This window comes from Nocardia sp. NPDC050406 (assembly GCF_044459025.1).
Taxonomy (GTDB): Bacteria; Actinomycetota; Actinomycetes; order Mycobacteriales; family Mycobacteriaceae; genus Nocardia.
Genome location: NZ_JBITIM010000005.1, coordinates 201,711 through 219,354, shown reverse-complemented (window position 1 = coordinate 219,354; position 17,644 = coordinate 201,711). Strand labels below are relative to the sequence as shown.

Below are 17,644 nucleotides of genomic sequence, written 5' to 3'. Positions count from 1 at the left end.
CGCGCCCGACCACATGAAAAGCCGCTAGGAGATCAACCGATTTCGGCGGTGAGCGGCAAGGCCGTCACCGAGGTGCCGACATGCAGTGTGAAGACGCCCGGCTCGGTGGCCCAGCCCTGGTCGGTCCAGTGCTCGAACGACCGCTGCGGGAGTTCGATTGTGACGGTGCGCGATTCGCCCGCATCGAGGGTGACCGTGGCGAATCCGGCGAGCCAGCGGACCGGGCGGTCGACGGCACTGTTCTCACGGGACAGATACGCCTGGATGACCTGCTTACCCGTGCGAGCACCGGTATTGGTGACCCGCACCGTAGCGGTGCGTCCGGATACGGCGAGATCCTCCAGCGACCACGTGGTGTAGCCGAGGCCGTGGCCGAACGGATACGCCGGTGCCACACCGGATTTCAGCCACGCCCGGTAGCCGATGTGCACACCCTCGTCGTAGGGCAGCGCGTTGTCGGCCTGCGGGGCGGTGGCCAGCACCGGGACGTCCCGCATGCGCTCGGGCCAGGTGGTGGGCAGGCGGCCGCCGGGTTCGGCCGCGCCGGTGAGCACATCGGCCAGGGCAGCGCCGAACTCCTGCCCGGGGAACCAGGACAGCAGCACCGCCGCCACCTCGTCACGCCACGGCATCTCCACCGGCGCACCGGAATTCACCACCACGATGGTGCGCGGATTCGCCGCGGCCACGGCCGCGACCAATTCATCCTGGCGGCCGGGCAACTTCAAATCGGTGCGGTCGAAGCCCTCGGATTCGATCTGCTCGGTGGTGCCGACCACCACGACGGCCACATCGGAGGTTCTCGCCAAGTCGACCGCGGCGGCGAACTCCTCGTCCTCGGAGCGGTGCGGCCGGGTGATGCCGAAGGTGAGGCCGAGAATCACGCCGAGCCCGGGGATGGCGGGCGGCGTGCCGACCGTGATGCGGACCTCGACCTCCTGGCCCTCGGCGAGCGTGCGGCTGACCGAACGCTGTGGCGGGTAGAGGATCGCGCCGACCGGGTCGGTGCCCTCGAAGGTGATGGTCTCGTCGAGCACGGTCTCGCCGTCGAGTTCCAGGCGCGCCTGTCCGAGGGTGCCGACGCCGATCTGCCACTCACCGTCCACGTCCGCGCGCAGCCGCGCCTGGATCTCGATGGCGGTCGATCCGGCCGCCTTCTGGTCGCCGAAGAGCATGAGATTGCCCGCGGTGCGGTGCTGGGTGTCGATGACGGTCTCGCCGTCGAGGTAGCGCAGGCGGAGTCCGGCGGTGCCGGTCTCCGGATCGGTGACCAGGTCCATCGGCACGGGGATGAGCTTCTCCACCAGACGCACGCCCGGCGTATGCCGCACGGGCAGAACGGCTTCCAGACCCTCGACCGGCGTGGTGGTGTGCGCCGGGATGACGGTGGCGCTGCCGCCGCCCATGAAGCGCGGCAGTGCGGCATTCGGGCCGAGCAGGGCGACGGTCGTCTCGGGCCGCAGCGGCAGTACCCCGTCATTGGCGACGAGCACCATGCCGTCGGCGGCGGCGCGACGCACCAGCCGCTGTGCTTGCGCCTCGGTGAATTCCGGTGCGGCCTGGGGTGTTCCGTTCAACGCGCCGACGCGGGTGGCGAAGCGCAGAATGCGCCGCACCTTGTCGTCGATGGCCGATTCGGGTACCTCGCCAGCGCGAACGGCCTCTTCGAGGGGCGCGCCCCAGAGCATCGGCGGTCCGGGCATGGCGATATCGGTGCCGTGCGCGGCACCGTCGGTGGAGCGCACCGCGGTCCAGTCCGACACCACGACGCCGTCGAAACCCCAAGAGCCCTTGAGTGGTTCGTCGAGCAGCGCGTTCTCGGTCATGGTGACGCCATTGACCGAGTTGTAGGCGTCCATGATCATCCACGCGCCCGCTTCGACGGTGCGCTCGAACGGGTACAGGTACAGCTCCCGCAGCGTCCGGTCGTCGGCGCGGACATCGACGGTGAAGCGGTCGGTCTCGGAATCGTTGGCCACGTAGTGTTTCGGGCAGGCGCTGACGCCGTGTGCCTGTACCGCACGCACATACGCGCTGGCGATCTCGGCGGTGAGCAGCGGATCCTCGGAGAAGCATTCGAAATGCCGTCCGCCGAGCGGGGATCGGTGCAGATTGATGGTCGGGCCGAGGACGGCGTACACGTTCTTGCGCCGCGCCTCGTGGGCGATGAGCGCGCCGATCTCGGTGAGCAGCTCCGGATTCCAGGTGGCCGCGACGGCCGTGCCCGAGGGCAGGCTGACCGAGGGGTCGCGCTCGTCCCAGTGCTCGCCGCGCACCCCGGAGGGACCGTCCGACACCGGCATCTCGTCGAGTCCGATACCGGGATCGCCCGCGAAGCGGAACATGGCCGCGCCGGAGATCAGGCGCAGCTTGCCCGGCAGGTCGAGTTTGGCGAGTAGGTCTTCGATGAGGTCGTCCATGCGGTACCCCGTCCGTTTCTCGATTGTCGGCAAATATCAGGCTACTGGCGTGCGGCGGTGTCGCTCCAGAACGCGACCAGATCGGCGGTCACCTCGCCGGGGCGGTCCTCGTTGGGCAGGTGTCCGACGCCCGGGTAGACGGCGCGGCGTGCCCCGAGCTGCTCGGCGAAGCGCTCGTGCACCTCCGGATTCCACAGATCGCCGGTATCGCCGTAGGCGATGAGGATCGGTACGTCGGTCGCACGCAGCGTCTGCGGATCGGCGACCGGCGGCACCTCCATAACGCGCAGGATCCCGAGAATATTGGCCTTCTTGGTGGCCAGGATCCGGTTGTGCAGGAACTCCATCTTGGCCGCGTCGGTCTGCTGCCCGGCCTCGAGGAGCGCGGCGCTCATCTGCTGCCAGATGAACTCCTGCCCGCCCGCCTCGACGGCTTGGGCGACCAGTCGCGGCGGCGGAAAGTTGATGTCCGCCACCGAGGATGGGCCCGAGGCGAGCAGGGTCAGGGTCCGGAATTTCGCGGGCGCGGCGACCAGTGCGACGCGGGCGACATAGCCGCCGAAGGAATGCCCGACCAGATGGACCGGCTCGCCGCCGGAGATCTGATCGACCACCCGCAGCAGATCGCCGGAGAAGTCCGCCATGGTGTAGCCGTCGATGTCGTCGGGCCCGTCGGACTCCCACTGCCCGCGCTGGTCGTAGGCGACCGCCCGGTACCCGGCCGCGGCGAGCAGCGGCAGCATGGCCGCGAAATCCTCCTTGGATCCGGTGAATCCGGGTACCAGCACGACGGTGCCGCGCATGGCCACCCCCGGCGGTGGCACCGCCTCCCGAGCCGCCAGCGCGCCGTAGCCGCCGTCGAGGGTGAGTGGGACGGTGTCGGTGCTGCTGTCGGCGGCCTGGCTCATGGCATCGAGTCTGCCAGCGCATTCAGTGCAAACCGAGTGAGCACTCGGTAATGTTATCAATCCGAGATATTGTGATCGGGTCGGCGATTTCCGGATACTCCGGAGTCGAGGACTACTGTTCCCCCGCAGGACGATCGGAAGGAGGCCGCGGTGGCCGTGCGCCGCTCCCGCCCGCGTGGCGAGGCCCGCAAGGAGCTGATTCTCGATGTGGCGCTGAAGTCCTTCGCCGAGAACGGTTTCCACGGTTCGTCGCTGGCCGAGATCGCGGATCTGTGCGGGCTGTCGCAACCCGGTCTGCTGCATCACTTTCCGACCAAAGCGGCCTTGTTGGCGGCCGTGCTGGAATACCGCGACCGCCTCGACGGCGAGCGCATGGAATTCGGGGAGGAGGTGCGCGGCCCCGACGCGCTGCGGCGGCTGGCGCTGCTGGTGGAGCACAACACGCACGTGCCCGGTCTGGTGCAGCTGTTCACGGTGGTCACCGGCGAGGCGGTCACCGACGAGCATCCCGCGCACGACTGGGCGGTGCGGCGGTACCGCACCCTGGCGGAGCTGGTGGCGCGCGCCCTCGAGTTGGGCGTCGCCGACGGCACGATTCGCGCCGATACCGATACCCGGGCGGTAGCCCGGCAGGTGGCGGCCATGATGGACGGCCTGCAGCTGCAATGGCTGCTCGACCCCGAAACGGTGGATATGGCAGCGCTTTTCCGGTCCTACATCGACGATCTCATCCGCACCATCGGTACCTCGCCAGACCTCGGCGGGGCGGTTAGCCTGGACTGATGCGTCGGCGATCTTGGGGAGAACTCCGTCCGGTCCGTCGCCATGTGAGCCGCCCGGACCGGTGGCTCATGCGGCGCAGCGCCGCTTTGCGGCCCACGTCCGCCGATGGGTTGCTGCGCACGCTGAGCGTGAGCGCCAACCACAATCGACTGTGGATGGCGGCCGGGCTGGCGTTGTACGCGGCGGGCGGTACCGTGCCGCGGCGCGCGGCGGTGCGCGGATTGGTGGCGACGGGTATCGCCAGCGGTTTGGCGAACGGTGTCGCCAAACCGCTGTTCCCGCGGCGCAGGCCGCCGGGGGAGGCGGTGCCGCTGGTGCGGCGGTTGATGAATCCGCCGGTGTCGTCGTCGTTTCCGTCCGGGCACTCCGCGTCGGCGGCGGCGTTCACGGTGGGCGTCGGACTCGAGTATCCGAGGGCGGCGGCGGTGGTGGCGCCGGTCGCGGCGGCGGTGGCCTACTCGCGGGTTCACGTCGGCGTGCACTGGCCCACCGATGTGCTGGCGGGGGTGGCCCTGGGGTCGGCCATCGCGGTGCTCACGCGGGTGTGGTGGCCGGTGCGGGCCGAGGAGGCCGCGGGCGTGGGGGAGGACGGGCAGGTGGAGCCGACGCTCGAGAAGGCCCTTGCGTTGAGCGCGGTGACGGGTTCGCGGGGCTCGATCGCACGGCCGTGACTCGGCCCGGCGGGCTGCCGGGCCGAGAGCGGCGGTCAGGGGCGTGCGGGCCGAATCGCGGCGTACCAGTCCAGGAGTTCGGGTTCGTCGATCGCTGTCGGCGAGACGACCCGCGCGACGTCCGCGCCTTGGAGCAGTTTCTTGATCGGCACCTCGAGCTTCTTGCCGGTGCGGGTGTGCGGGATACCCGGTGCGGCGATGATCTCGTCGGGTACATGGCGCGGCGAAACGTCCTGGCGGATGGCGGTATTGATGCGCTGGCGCACCTCGCCGGTGATGGTGACGCCCGGGGCGGGGACGACGAACAGCGGCATCCAGTAGCCACCGTCGGACTGTTCGATCCCGAGGACCAGGGCTTCGGCGATCTCGGGCAGCGCCTCGACGGCCTGGTAGATATCGGCCGAGCCCATCCGAATGCCGTGCCGGTTCAGGGTCGAGTCCGAGCGGCCGTGCACGACGACGCTGCCGTGTTCGGTCAGGGTGATCCAGTCGCCGTGCCGCCACACGCCGGGATAGGTGTCGAAATAGGCGTCGTGGTAGCGGATTCCGTCCGGATCGTTCCAGAAGCGCACCGGCATGGACGGTAAGGGCTTGGTGACCACCAGTTCGCCGACCTCGCCGCGCACCGGGCGACCGCGTTCGTCCCAGGCGTCCAGGGCCACACCGAGATACGGGGCGGAGAGCTCGCCGGGCCACACCGGCACCGTGCGTACGCCGCCGAGAAAGGCCGACACCACGTCGGTGCCGCCGCTGATGGAGGCCACCGGCACCCGCTCACCGACATTGTCGCGCAACCACAGTGAACTCGACGGCGGCAGCGCCGACCCGGTGACGCCGACCAAACGCAGGGCCGACAGATCGTGGTCGCGTCGAGGTACCGCACCGGCCTTGGCGCAGGCGAGCACATAGCCGGGGCTGGTGCCCACCACTGTCGCGCGGGTGCGAGCGGCCAACTCCCACAGGGCATCCGGGGTCGGAGCGCCGGGGCTGCCGTCGTAGCAGACGATGGTCGCCCCGACCAGCAATCCGGCGACCTGGAAGTTCCACATCATCCAGGACGGGCTGGTGTACCAGAAGAAGGTGTCCTCGCGGCCGATATCGGACTGCAGCGCAATGGCTTTGAGGTGCTCCACCAGCACGCCGCCGTGGCCGTGCACGATGCCCTTGGGTTTGCCGGTGGTGCCCGAGGAGTACAGCACCCAGAGCGGGTGCGCGAAATCCACGGGCTCCGTGGTGAGGTCGGACCCGGATTCCGCCGTCGCGCTGTCCCAGTCGACCGCGCCGGGGACGCCGTGACCGAGGCGTCGGACCGCGACGGTGGCTCGCAGGGTGGGCAATCCGTCACGCAGGGCGGTGATCTCGGCGCGTTTGTCGTGTTCCTTGCCGCCGTACCGGTAACCGTCGGCGGTGACGAGCACCGTCGGCTCCAACTGTCCGAGCCGGTCGAGCGCGGCCTGCGGCGAGTAGTCCTGGCCGCAGGCGCTCCAGATCGCGCCGAGACTCGCCGTGGCCAGGAAGGCGATGACGGCCTCGGGGATATTCGGCAGATAGCCGACGACTCGATCGCCCGGACGCACGCCGCACGCGCGCAGTGTCCGCGCGAACGCGGCGGTGTGCGTGAGCATTTCGGCCCAGGAGAGCTCTCGCACCGGTCCGCCCTCGGTGAGTGCGAGAATGGCGGGCCGGTCGGTGCGGGCGTGTCGGATTACCTGATCGACGTAGTTGAGTGTCGTGCCGGGAAACCAGCGCGCGCCCGGCATGGACGGCTCGGCCAGGATCTCGTCCGGCGCGTCACCGAGGTCGAAGTACTCCCACACCGCCCGCCAGAATTCGGGCACCTCGTCGACCGACCACTGCCACAGTGATCGGTAGTCCGGGAAGTCCTGGCCGGTGCGCGCGCCGACGAATCGTGCGAAATCGGTGATCCGCGCGTTCTCGATATCCTCGGCGTTCGGAATCCATTGCGCGGCGGTGCCCATCGTGGCGGTCATCGGGCGCTCCAGCCGCCGTCCATGGTGTACGACGCGCCGGTCACCATGCCCGCCGCCGGGGTGGTGAGCCAGCCGACCAGGGAGGCGACCTCCTCGGGTTCGATGAGCCGCTTCACCGCGCTCTCGGTGAGCAGGATTCGTTCCAGGACATCCTGTTCGGCGATGCCGTGGGCGGCGGCCTGATCGCTGATCTGCTTGTCCACCAGAGGGGTTCGGACGTAGCCGGGGTTGACGCAATTGCTGGTGACCCCGTGCGGCCCGCCTTCGAGGGCGGTGACCTTCGACAGCCCTTCGAGCGCGTGCTTGGCGGTCACGTAGGCGGATTTGTAGGCCGAGGCCCGAATCCCGTGCACCGACGAGATATTCACGATCCGCCCGAATCCCTGTTCGTACATGTGCGGCAGGGCGGCGCGCACGAGCAGGAACGGGGCCTCCACCATGAGCGCCAGCATGGTGCGGAAGCGTTCGGGCGGAAAGTTGACGAGGGGGCTCACCGTCTGCACGCCCGCGTTGTTCACCAGAATGTCGGTGTCGAGGCGGAGGTCTTCCAGTGCGCTGCCGTCGGTCAGGTCGACTTCCCATGCGGTGCCGCCGATCTCGTCGGCGAGCGTCTTCGCGCTCACCCCGTCGATATCGGCGATGGTGACGAGCGCACCGCGGGCGGCGAGTTCTCGGGCGCAGGCCGCGCCGATACCGCTGGCCCCGCCGGTCACCAGGGCGGTGCGCCCGGTCAGTTCGCCCGCGCTCATGCGGTCACCGTCTTCGAATCGGTCTGCGCCGCCAGGCTTTCCACATCGGCCCGGTCGAGATCGGCCAGGTCCGCGCCCTTGGTCTCGCGGGCGATCAGCACCGCGACGGCCGTGATGGCGCACGCGATCGCGAGATACACCGCGATCGGCACGGAGGAGTCGAAGGAGTCGAGCAGTTTCACCGCGATGATCGGGGCGAGCGATCCGGCGACGATGGAGGTGACCTGATAGCCCAGGGACACACCGGAATAGCGCATGCGGGTCGGGAACATCTCCGCCATGATGGCGGGCTGCGCCGCGTACATGAACGCGTGGAAGACCAGGCCGATGACGATGGCCGACAGGATCACGGCGTTGTGCTTGGTATCCATCATGGGGAAGGCGAAGAAGCCCCAGGTGGCCGCCGCGAGGGCACCCACGAGGTAGATCGGCCGTCGACCGTAGCGGTCACTGAGCCTGCCCGCCACGGGCACCACCGCGAAGTGCACGGCGTGCGCGACCAGTAGCCACCACAGGATGGCCTGAGTGTTCACGCCGACCTGCACCTTGAGGTAGGTGATCGAGAAAGTGACCACCAGGTAATACAAAATGTTCTCGCCGAACCGCAGGCCCATGGCGGTGAAAACCCCACGGGGATAACGCTTCAACACCTCGACGGCGCTGAATCCGGCGGCCTTCTCCTGTTCGGCCTGCTGCTGCGCGGCCAGGAAGATGGGCGCGTCGGTGATCTTGGTGCGTACGTAGTAGCCGACCAGCACCACCACCGCCGAGAGCCAGAAGGCCACGCGCCAGCCCCACGACAGGAATGCCGCGTCCGACAGGGTGGAGGTGAGCGTCAGCAGCACCACCGTGGCGAGCATATTGCCCAGCGGCACAGCGGCTTGCGGCCAGGCCGACCAGAACGCGCGGCTGCGGTTGGGGCTGTGCTCGGCCACGAGCAGCACCGCGCCGCCCCATTCGCCGCCGACCGCGAAGCCCTGAATGAAGCGCAACAGCACCAGCAGCGCCGGGGCCAGATAGCCGACCTGTCCGAAGGTGGGCAGACAGCCCATCAGGAAGGTGGCCGCGCCGACCAGCAGCAGACTCAGTTGCAGCAGCTTCTTACGGCCGTACTTGTCGCCGAAGTGCCCGAAGACCAAGCCGCCCAACGGCCGCGCGGCGAAGCCGACCGCGTAGGTGACGAAGGCGGCGAGAATCGCGTCGAGATCACTGGTGCCCTTGGCGAAGAACACCTTGTTGAACACCAGCGTGGCCGCGGTGGCGTAGAGGAAGAACTCGTACCACTCCACGACGGTGCCCGCCATGGACGCGGTCACCACCCTGCGCAGTCCGGTGGGCACGGGATCGGATCCCGGCCGTGGCGAGGCAACGCCGACGCTCATCGCATTACTCCTTCATGTTCGGCCGTGTCACCCCTCATCTGTGACACGGCCCACAAATCGAACGGTTCCGAGTATCAATGCACATATCCGCGCCCGCAATGCCCAGATCCGCAACCGATATCTGCAAAGATGCAGAAATGAGCGTGACCTCCGCCACTCCACGTCCCAATGCCGATGATTTGTTGGTGCTGCTCGCGGTGGGCCGTACCGGGCGATACGTCTCGGCGGCCGAGGAGTTGGGCATCAACCACACCACCATCTCGCGGCGGATCGCGGCGCTCGAACGCGCGTTGGGTGGGCGGGTGCTCACGCGCGGCGCGGGCGGATGGGAGTTGACCGAGCTCGGGCGGGAGGCGTTGACGGCCGCCGAATCCATCGAATCGGCGGTGCGCTCGCTGGCGGCCGACGCGCGCGGCGAGCGGGTGCTCGAGGGCGTGGTGCGGATGTCGGCCACCGATGGCTTCTCGGCCTATCTGGCCGCGCCCGCGGTGGCGGAGGTGCAGCGCCGCCATCCCAAGGTGTCCGTCGAGATCGTCACCGCCACCCGGCGCGCCTCACTGCAACGTTCCAGCCTCGATATCGAGGTGGTGGTCGGCAAACCGCAGGTGCGTCGGGCCGAGGCGATCGCGCTGGGCGACTACTACCTCGGCCTGTACGGTTCGCGCGCCTATCTGGCCGAGCACGGCGCGCCCGCGAGCATCGAGGCGTTGGCGCGGCATCCGCTGGTGTACTTCATCGATTCGATGTTGCAGGTCGACGATCTGGATCTGGCGTCGAGTTTCGCGCCCGCCATGCGCGAATCCATCTCCTCCACCAATGTTTTCGTGCATGTGGAGGCCACGCGCGCGGCGGCGGGGATCGGTCTGCTGCCGTGCTTCATGGCCGACCGGCACGCCGACCTGGTGCGGGTGCTGCCCGAGCGGGTGGGGGTGCTGCTCACCTATTGGCTGGTGACCCGCGCCGAGACATTGCGCCGTCCCGAGGTGGCGGCGGTGGTGGACGCGCTGCGAGCGCGGGTACGCGCCGAGCACGACATGCTGATGGGGACGGTACTGCCTTCGCGCTGAGGTCAGAACGAAATATCTTGTCCCAGTGCCACATCGGGGATGTGTCGCGCGTCCGACAAGATCTCCGCCAGCGCGTCGGCGGTGGTCAGCAACTGCTCCTCGGTGTGTTCGCTGGTGAGGAAGAAGCGCAGCCGCTCGGTTCCGGCGGGCACCGTCGGCGCGATGATCGCGCCCGCGTTGATGCCGCGCCGCAGCAGCGCGGTGGCGGCGAATCCGGCGCGCACCTCGCCGGGCACGATCACCGGGACGATGGGTGTCGATTCCGAATCGGCCAGGTCCATACCGCGTGCGCGCAAGGCGGCGCTGAAACAGCGCGCGTTGGACCACAACCGCGCCAGGCGCTGCGGTTCGTCGGACATGACCTCGAGACCGGCCAGCACGGCCGCCACATTCGACGGTGACGGTCCCGCCGTGTACAGCGCCATCCCGGGGGCCGCGAATTTGATGGCGCGCACCAGATCTCGGTCGCCCGCGATGAATCCGCCGGTGCTGCCCATACCTTTGGAGAGGCTGCCCGCCCAGATGTCCACGAGATCGCCCGGGAGGTCGAAGTGCTCGCGGCTGCCGAGACCGTGCGGGCCGAGCACGCCCAGGGCGTGTGCTTCGTCGACGAGGACGGCGCAGTCGTATTTCCTTGCCACGGCGGCGAGTTCGGGTATGCGGCCGATATCGCCGTCCATGCTGTAGTGGCCCTCGAGGATGACCAGGGCGCGGTCGAACTGGTCGCGGGAGGTGCGCAGCAGTGCCTCCAGGGCGGCGGGGTCGTTGTGGCGGAAGGTGACTCGTCGACAGCCTGCCCACTGGGTCCCGGCCACCAGGCTGGCGTGGGCGAGCGCGTCGCAGACGGCGACATCGGCCTCGCCGAGGAGGAAGGCGATGGTGGCGGCATTGGTGAGGAAGCCGCTGGAGGTCACCAGCGCGTCGCCGGTGTCGTAGATGTCGGCGAGTCGGGCTTCCAGGTCGCGGTAGAGCGGGATCTCGCCGGTGACTATGCGGGTGGCGGAGGCGGAGGTGCCGTACCGTTCGGCCGCGGCGTTGGCGGCGGCGATGACGCGGGGGTGGGCGGCGAGCTCGAGGTAGTTGTAGGCGCTGTAGTTCACCAGTTCCCGTCCACCCGAACGGATTACGGCACCGTTGTGGCCCTCCGGGGACAGGAACAGCGGATGCGGTACCCCGGTGGTGTCGACGAGACGCTGGATGCGTTCCTGGGTGCGCAGCGCCTCGAGCACGCCCGGATGATCGGCGAACTGCCGACCGGGGGCGCGCCGAGTTCTGTTGGCGCGGACCGGGTTCGGTGTGGGACGCGGTGGAGTCGGCTGCGGTGGCTGCGTTCCCGACAGTATGCGGCGGGCGATATCTCGTTCGTGCGCGCTCATGCGGTCACCGCCCGGGCCGTCGCGCCGGAGACGACGAGATCGGCGATGCGCGCACCCGCTTGGGCGAGGCTGAACGAGCGGCCCAACTGCATACTGTTCATCTCCACGCCGAGCGTCTTGGTCACCAGCGCGCCGAATTCCACCGCCATGAGGGAGTCCAGGCCCAGTTCGGGCAGCGGCACATCCAGGTCGATGGCCTCGGCGGCCACGCCCATGACCTGGGCGAGTTGTTCGGCGAGGACATAGCCGACCACGGTGGCGCGCTGGGCTTCGTCGAGTGCGCCGATCTGGTCGCGCAGCCGCGCGGCGGCCGAATCGTCCGCGGAGGCGGCGGCGATGAGCGCGGCGACCCGGGCGGTGTGCGCGAGTTGCGGGGCCGCGAGCACGACCTTGCTCCAGTCGACGGGAATGATGGCGGCGTAGCGAATGCCGAGCCGCAGCGCCTCGCCGAGGTACTGGGTGCCGTCGTCCATATCGATGGTGTCGAAACCGGCGATGCGCAGATAGCGCTGCACGGTCTCGTCGGCGTCGACCATGCCGCCGCCCGACATCGCGCCCCAGCCCAGGCACAGGGCGCGTTCGCCGCGCCGCACGAGCTGTTCGGTGAACGCCTGCAACGCGAGATTGGCCGCGGTGTAGGAGTATTGGCCGATACCGCCCATGATGGCGCTGCCGGAGGAGTACAGCACGATCAGGTCCGGTCGGATGTCGGCGGTGGTGAGCGCGTCGTACAGTGCCCGTGCGCCATGGAGTTTGGGGCGGAACACCGCCGCGAGGCTGTCGCGGCTCATGGTCGCGAGGCGTTGATCGTCGAGGACCCCGGCCACGTGGAAGACGCCGCGCAGGGGCAGCTCCGGGGTGTGGGCCCGAAGTACCACGGCCGCAACGGCTTCCGGATCGGTGATATCGGCTCTTTCGATGGTGACCTCGACGCCTTGGTCGCGCCAGGCGGTGAGCTGTCGCCGCGCCTGGTCGCTGGCCGCGCCGCGACGGCCGACCAGGACCAGGTGGCGCGCGCCGCGATCGACCAGCCAGCGTCCGGTGGCCAGGCCGAACGCGCCGAATCCACCGGTGATCAGATACCGTCCGGCGGCGTGGATCGCCACCTCCGCCGAGGCCGGTCGCACCGGTGGATTCGGGCTGCCCAGATCCAGGGCTGTCCGGCCGATTCCGGTGGAGCGCAAGACATTCTCGAAGGCCGCCGCCACGTTCTCGGCCGGATAGGACTCGACGGGCAGCGGCCGGTAGGTGCCGTCCGCGAGCTTGGCGTTGGCCGCTTGGACGCGCGCGATCACCTCGGCGGGCCGCCGCTTCAGCATGCGGTCCAGATCGAAGGAGTAGTAGGCGAGGTTCTTGTCGAAATCGCGCATATCGAGGACGCCGCCGGAGTAGATGTCGGCCTTGCCGATCTCCACGATGCGCCCGAACTCCGCCACGGCCTGGAAGTTCTGGTGCACGATCTCGCCGGGCGCGGTGCTCAGCACGATATCCGCGCCGCGCCCGCCGGTGCGGGCCAGCACATCCTCGACGAAGTTCAGCGACCGCGAATCCACCACCTCGTCGGCGCCCTGGGCCAGGGCGTAGGCGCGGCGTTCGTCGGTGCTCGCGGTGCCGATCACGGTGGCCCCGTGCAGTTTCGCGACCTGGATGGCGCAGCTGCCGACGCCACCCGCCGCACCGTGCACCAGCACCACCTCACCCGGGCGGACGCGGGCCAGATCCAGTAGCGCGTACTCGGCGGTGACCAGCGAGACGGTGGAGGTGCACAGTTCGGGGCGAATGGTCTCCGCGGTGGGGCCGACGAGTTCGGCGCGGGTGCGGTGGTAGCGCTCGATCATGCCCGGTGAGGCCAGGCCGATGCGGTCGCCCACCCGGTAGTCGTCGACGCCGGGGCCGACGCGGACCACGGTGCCCGCGCCCTCCATACCGGGTTCGACGCCGAAATGCGTTGCGCCGAGCTCGTCTTCGCCGAGTACGCCGAGAACCTTCAGCGGATCCTTGAAACCGAGGCCGACGGCTTCCATCCGCACCTCCAGTTCGCCGGTGCCGGGCTCAGGGCGGGGACGGCGTCGCCAACCGAGCTGCGACAGGGTGCGCGAGCGCGGAATGTCGAGGCCGAAATTGGCGTCCGGGTCGGCGAGCGGTTCGGCGTGGTCTAGGGCGGCGAGGCGGTCGGGCAGGGCGCGGGTGACGACCGTGGACCAGCGCAGGCCGTCGCGCAGGAAGACCTCGTCGGTGCCGTCGGCGGAGAACGCGCCGGGCACCGCGAGCTCGGCGAGGAGTGCGTCGAGGTCGGTGTCGGCGTCGACGTCGATCAGACGCCAGCGCAGCGGCGGCTGCTCGTTGAGCAGGACACGGCGCGCACCCGCGAGGGCCGCCTGATCGGGATCGGGTTCCGCGGGATCCTCGGGGTGCGCGAAGGCGCGTTCGGTGACCAGGGTGGCGTACAGCGCGCCGTCGCCGGTGAGCGGCAGCGGTTCGGGATTCACATCCTCGAAGAAGGTTTCGAGGACGAGGGCGATGCGCCCGAGCAGCCAGAGTTCGTCCTCGGCGTCGCCGTCACCCGCGATCACGCACAGGTGCACACGCTCGGCTCTCCGGTGCGCCGTGTGTAGTCGGTCACGTAGGAGATCGTCGAATTCCTGTGCGGCGCTGGGGAGTTCGACGAGTTCGGCACCAGGTAGCGCGCGGGCGACCTGGGCGGCGCGCAGGGTCGCGCCGAGCGGGACCACCAGGGTAGCCGCGATGTCGGCGGGCAGCGCGGTGCGGTCAATGGGGTCGCGCAGCACCCACCGCTCCTCGTAGTACAGCTGCTCGAGCCGTCGCAGCACCCCGCCGCCGAAGGGCACCGCGCGGCAGGTCGCGCCGACGAACCGCAGGATCGGATTGTGGTCGAGGTCCAGTATGTCGATATCCGCGCACAGGGTGCCGGTGAGCCGGGCGATCACCACCACCTCGTCGGGCAGCGGCGCGAAGCGCCGTACGGCCGCCACCGCCACGGGAATCTTCGCGCCGTCCGCGGCCGGGCCGCCGTCGTCACCGATGGTGACCGCCTGCCATGCCGCGTCCAGGACGCACGGGTGCGCCAGGTGACCGGAGTCGGACGCGGGCCGGGCGTCGAGCAGCGCGACGACCGTCGCGCCGTCCACCCATGCCCGGCGTACCAGGCGAAAGGCCGGGCCGTGCTCGATACCGGTGCGGGCCATGTTCCCGTACAGCTCCGAGATGTCGAACTCGGTCATCGAATCCACGGACGGCACATCGACTTTCGCGGGTTGATACGTGCCGTCGACCAGACGGCCGGTCGCGTGCAGGGTCCAGGTGGCGCCGGTGGCGGTGCGAGAGCGGATGGTGAAGCGGCGGGTAGATTCCTCGACACGCAGTTCCATGACCGGGATGTCGCCGTCGTGGATGGTGAGCGGGGCGAGGAAGCGCAGGTTCTCCACGGCGGTGGCGTCACGGCCGAATTCCGCCGCGGCGGCGCTGAGCGCGGCATCCACGTAGGCGGTGCCCGGCAGGATGCGCGCGCCGTCGACCACATGGTCGTCGATCCAGGGCAGGACGGCCGAGGAGATGTCCAGGGTCCAGCGGCGTTCGGTGGCCGGGTCCGGATCGCCGAGCATGGTGTGCGTACCCGGGGTGCCGTAGCGCCGCTGCGCCAGTGCCGGAAGGTCGGCGCGCAGGCGGGTGCGCTGCCACGGGTAGCGGGGGAGCGGCAGATGCGGTGTGGCGGTGGGGAAGAGCGTGCGGGTGTCGAGCGCGCCGGACGCGTAGAGCCCGGCGAGGCACTGGCGCATGCTCAGCCGGTCCGGCTGGGCGCGGCGCAAAGTGGCGACGGTGCTGCCCTTCTCGCCTGTGCTCAACAGGATTTCGCGGATATTGGCGGCGAGCACGGGATGTGGGCCGACTTCGAGGAAGACTCGGTTGCCCGCCGCGATCAGGGCGTGCACGGCGTCGGCGAAGCGGACCGGCTGGCGCACGTTCGCACACCAGTAGTCGGCATTCCACAGGTCCTCGTCGACCTGCGTGCCGGTGACGGTGGAGTACAACGGGATCGAGGGGCGGCGTGGGGCCAGGGCCGACAGGGCGGTGCGCAGCTCTTCGAGGATGGGGTCCATCAGGCTGCTGTGGTAGGGCACCTCGACCTGGAGCTTGCGGGCGAAAACGCCTTGGTCGGTGAGGGTTTCGGCCAGTTCGTCGAGTCGAGCGGCATCGCCCGAGAGGGTGCAGGCGGCGGGGCTGTTGACGGCGGCGATATCCACGCCGGTGTCACCTGCCAGCAGGGCGTGCACCTGACCCTCCGAGAGCCCGACCGCGAGCATGCCGCCGGTGCCCGCCGTGCTCGCCTGCAGCCGCGCCCGGTGGTGGACGACGGCGAGCGCTTCGTCCAGGGTGAGCATGCCGCTGACGAAGGCGGCAGAGACCTCGCCGACACTGTGACCGACCACCGCGGCAGCGGTAATGCCCTGGGTGACAAGGGTTTCGTGGAGCGCGACCTGGACGAGGAAGTTGGCGGGCTGGGCCACCTCGGTGCTGGTGACGCGGGAGCGTTCCTCGGGTTCGCGCAGTTCGGCCAGGATCGACCATCCGGCGATCGCCTGGAAGGCGGCGTCGATGCGTTCGGCCGCGGCGGCGAAGAGCGGATCGGTGGCGAGCAGGTCGCGGGCCATGCCGAACCACTGCGGACCCATGCCGGTGAAGACGAATACCGGTGCGGTGGGCCGGGATACGACGGTGCGGGTGGCCTCACGGCCCGCTCCGGCCGCGAATTCGCGCAGCTCGTGGCGGAGTTCGTCGGGCTCGGTGAAGGCCACGCCGGATCGGAACTGGTGATGGTGGCGGCGCGTCCACGCCGCCGCCGTCAGATGGTCGATATTCACGCCGGAGGCGATCAGGTCGGCGTACGCGCGCGCGAGGTCGCGGACGGCGCGTTCACTGCGGCCCGAGAGCGGGAGGACACCTACGCACTGTGAGTTCACGCCGGTGTCGGTGACCGTCGCCCGGTACTCCGTGAGGATGGCGTGCGCATTGGTGCCGCCGTAGCCGAAACCGTTGACGGCGACCGTCATGCGTTCGGCGGCGTCGACCGCGCGGGCGTCGCGCTGGATCTCGACTCCGAGACCGTCCAGGTCGATATCCGGATTGAGTTCGTCGTCGAGCCAGCCCTGCGGCGGCAGCATCCGGTGATGCACCGCCAGCGCCGATTTGATGATGCTGGCGATCCCCGCAGCGGCCTCGGTGTGGCCGAGAGTCGACTTCAGCGAGCCCACACCCAACGTGGTGGCGCGGCCGGTGGCCGCGCCGTAGACGCGCCCGATCGCGGTGAGCTCCAACGGATCTCCCACGGGCGTGCCGGTGCCGTGCGTCTCGACATAGGTCACCGCCTCGGGTTTCACACCCGCTCGTGCGCACACCTGGCTCGCCAGCCGCTGCTGCGCCTCGGCGTTGGGCACCGTGATGGCGGTGGTGCGCCCGTCCTGGTTCACCCCGGTGGCTTTGATCACGGCGTAGATCCGGTCGCCGTCGGCGCGCGCGTCGGCGAGCCGCTTGAGCACCACCATGCCCGCGCCCTCACCGCGGCCGTAGCCGTCGGCGGACGCGCCGAAGGATTTGCTGCGCCCGTCCTTCGCCAGGAATCCGCCCTTGCACATGGATACGAAGGTGCCCGGTTGCAGCATCAGGTTCACGCCACCCGCCAGCGCGGTCGCGCAATCGCCGCTGTCGAGGGCCTGACAGGCCATGTGCAGCGCCACCAGCGACGACGAACAGGCCGTGTCCACGGTGAGGCTGGGCCCGCTCAGGTTGAGCGCGTAGGAGATTCGGTTCGACAGCATGGTGTAAGAGGTGCCCGCGGAGGAGTGCATATCGATATGCGGCAGCGCCGCGTCGCTGGATCCCGCCGCCAGTTGGTCGAGGGTGAATGCACCCACGTACACGCCGACCGAGGTCTCCGCGGTGCGCCCCGCTACCCCGGCGTCATCGAGTGCCTCCCAAGCGATTTCGAGAATCAGGCGCTGCTGCGGGTCCATAACCGTGGCCTCCCGTGGGGAGATGCCGAAGAACTCCGGGTCGAAGGCCCACGGATCATCGGTGAGGAATGCGCCGTGGCGGGTGTACATCCGGCCCGGCGCGCGCGGGTCCGGATCGTAGAACCGCCGCCAGTCCCAGCGGTCCGCGGGAATCTCGGTGATCGCGTCACGACGCTGAACAATGAAGTCCCAGAACGATTCCGGTGAATCGATGCCACCGGCGTACCGGCAGCCGATACCCACGATCGCGATGTCCGACACGGACGAC

Annotated in this window: 10 protein-coding genes; 3 read left to right on the top strand and 7 right to left on the bottom strand. The window is 69.4% G+C overall.

The genetic code is table 11. The features are described 5' to 3' along the window. Positions 1–32: 32 nt before the first annotated feature. Both ACIBH2_RS32685 and ACIBH2_RS32680 read right to left on the bottom strand, forming a co-directional pair. Positions 33–2,420, bottom strand: coding sequence for a beta-glucosidase (locus tag ACIBH2_RS32685; RefSeq protein ID WP_397124650.1), 2,388 nt, complete (start codon positions 2,418–2,420; stop codon positions 33–35). A 41-nt stretch (positions 2,421–2,461) separates the two neighbouring features. Beyond that, complete coding sequence (locus ACIBH2_RS32680; protein WP_397124648.1) at positions 2,462–3,328, bottom strand: alpha/beta fold hydrolase; 867 nt, start codon at positions 3,326–3,328, stop codon at positions 2,462–2,464. 150 nt (positions 3,329–3,478) lie between these two features. On the opposite strand from ACIBH2_RS32680, the gene ACIBH2_RS32675 reads away from it, so the two are divergent. Both ACIBH2_RS32675 and ACIBH2_RS32670 read left to right on the top strand, forming a co-directional pair. Then, on the top strand, positions 3,479–4,111 hold the full coding sequence (locus ACIBH2_RS32675) for a TetR/AcrR family transcriptional regulator (protein ID WP_397124646.1): 633 nt from the start codon (positions 3,479–3,481) through the stop codon (positions 4,109–4,111). Further along, positions 4,111–4,782, top strand: a complete 672-nt coding sequence (locus tag ACIBH2_RS32670; RefSeq protein WP_397124644.1) for a phosphatase PAP2 family protein — start codon at positions 4,111–4,113, stop codon at positions 4,780–4,782. Before ACIBH2_RS32675 ends, ACIBH2_RS32670 begins: the two co-directional genes overlap by 1 nt. Positions 4,783–4,817: 35 nt before the next feature. Here the strand turns inward: ACIBH2_RS32670 and ACIBH2_RS32665 are convergent, their stop codons facing one another. Genes ACIBH2_RS32665 through ACIBH2_RS32655 form a run of 3 tightly spaced genes read right to left on the bottom strand, consistent with a single transcriptional unit; the run spans position 4,818 to position 8,904 of the window. Continuing rightward, positions 4,818–6,773: an acetoacetate--CoA ligase gene (locus ACIBH2_RS32665; RefSeq protein WP_397124642.1), complete on the bottom strand. Its 1,956-nt coding sequence runs from the start codon at positions 6,771–6,773 to the stop codon at positions 4,818–4,820. Further along, the gene (locus ACIBH2_RS32660) at positions 6,770–7,522 is read right to left on the bottom strand and encodes a 3-hydroxybutyrate dehydrogenase (protein ID WP_397124640.1); all 753 of its coding nucleotides are present in this window, start codon (positions 7,520–7,522) and stop codon (positions 6,770–6,772) included. The genes ACIBH2_RS32665 and ACIBH2_RS32660 overlap by 4 nt, the downstream gene beginning before the upstream one ends. Then, positions 7,519–8,904, bottom strand: coding sequence for an MFS transporter (locus ACIBH2_RS32655; protein WP_397124638.1), 1,386 nt, complete (start codon positions 8,902–8,904; stop codon positions 7,519–7,521). The genes ACIBH2_RS32660 and ACIBH2_RS32655 overlap by 4 nt, the downstream gene beginning before the upstream one ends. Before the next feature lie 137 nt (positions 8,905–9,041). Here ACIBH2_RS32655 and ACIBH2_RS32650 point away from each other — a divergent pair, with 137 nt between their 5' ends. Next, the gene (locus ACIBH2_RS32650; RefSeq protein ID WP_397124636.1) at positions 9,042–9,971 is read left to right on the top strand and encodes a LysR family transcriptional regulator; all 930 of its coding nucleotides are present in this window, start codon (positions 9,042–9,044) and stop codon (positions 9,969–9,971) included. 2 nt (positions 9,972–9,973) lie between these two features. Here the strand turns inward: ACIBH2_RS32650 and ACIBH2_RS32645 are convergent, their stop codons facing one another. Both ACIBH2_RS32645 and ACIBH2_RS32640 read right to left on the bottom strand, forming a co-directional pair. Then, positions 9,974–11,347: an aminotransferase class I/II-fold pyridoxal phosphate-dependent enzyme gene (locus ACIBH2_RS32645; protein WP_397124634.1), complete on the bottom strand. Its 1,374-nt coding sequence runs from the start codon at positions 11,345–11,347 to the stop codon at positions 9,974–9,976. Further along, positions 11,344–17,637 (bottom strand): SDR family NAD(P)-dependent oxidoreductase, encoded by a 6,294-nt coding sequence (locus ACIBH2_RS32640; protein ID WP_397124632.1) that lies wholly within the window; start codon positions 17,635–17,637, stop codon positions 11,344–11,346. Before ACIBH2_RS32640 ends, ACIBH2_RS32645 begins: the two co-directional genes overlap by 4 nt. Positions 17,638–17,644: the final 7 nt, after the last annotated feature.

What these genes read in the sequence shown, in the direction of transcription:
- ACIBH2_RS32660 (WP_397124640.1), bottom strand. Translation starts at nt 7,522, where the DNA reads ATGAGCGCGGGCGAACTGACCGGGCGCACCGCCCTGGTGACCGGCGGG.
- ACIBH2_RS32680 (WP_397124648.1), bottom strand. Translation starts at nt 3,328, where the DNA reads ATGAGCCAGGCCGCCGACAGCAGCACCGACACCGTCCCACTCACCCTC.
- ACIBH2_RS32650 (WP_397124636.1), top strand. Translation starts at nt 9,042, where the DNA reads ATGAGCGTGACCTCCGCCACTCCACGTCCCAATGCCGATGATTTGTTG.
- ACIBH2_RS32670 (WP_397124644.1), top strand. Translation starts at nt 4,111, where the DNA reads ATGCGTCGGCGATCTTGGGGAGAACTCCGTCCGGTCCGTCGCCATGTG.
- ACIBH2_RS32645 (WP_397124634.1), bottom strand. Translation starts at nt 11,347, where the DNA reads ATGAGCGCGCACGAACGAGATATCGCCCGCCGCATACTGTCGGGAACG.
- ACIBH2_RS32685 (WP_397124650.1), bottom strand. Translation starts at nt 2,420, where the DNA reads ATGGACGACCTCATCGAAGACCTACTCGCCAAACTCGACCTGCCGGGC.
- ACIBH2_RS32665 (WP_397124642.1), bottom strand. Translation starts at nt 6,773, where the DNA reads ATGACCGCCACGATGGGCACCGCCGCGCAATGGATTCCGAACGCCGAG.
- ACIBH2_RS32655 (WP_397124638.1), bottom strand. Translation starts at nt 8,904, where the DNA reads ATGAGCGTCGGCGTTGCCTCGCCACGGCCGGGATCCGATCCCGTGCCC.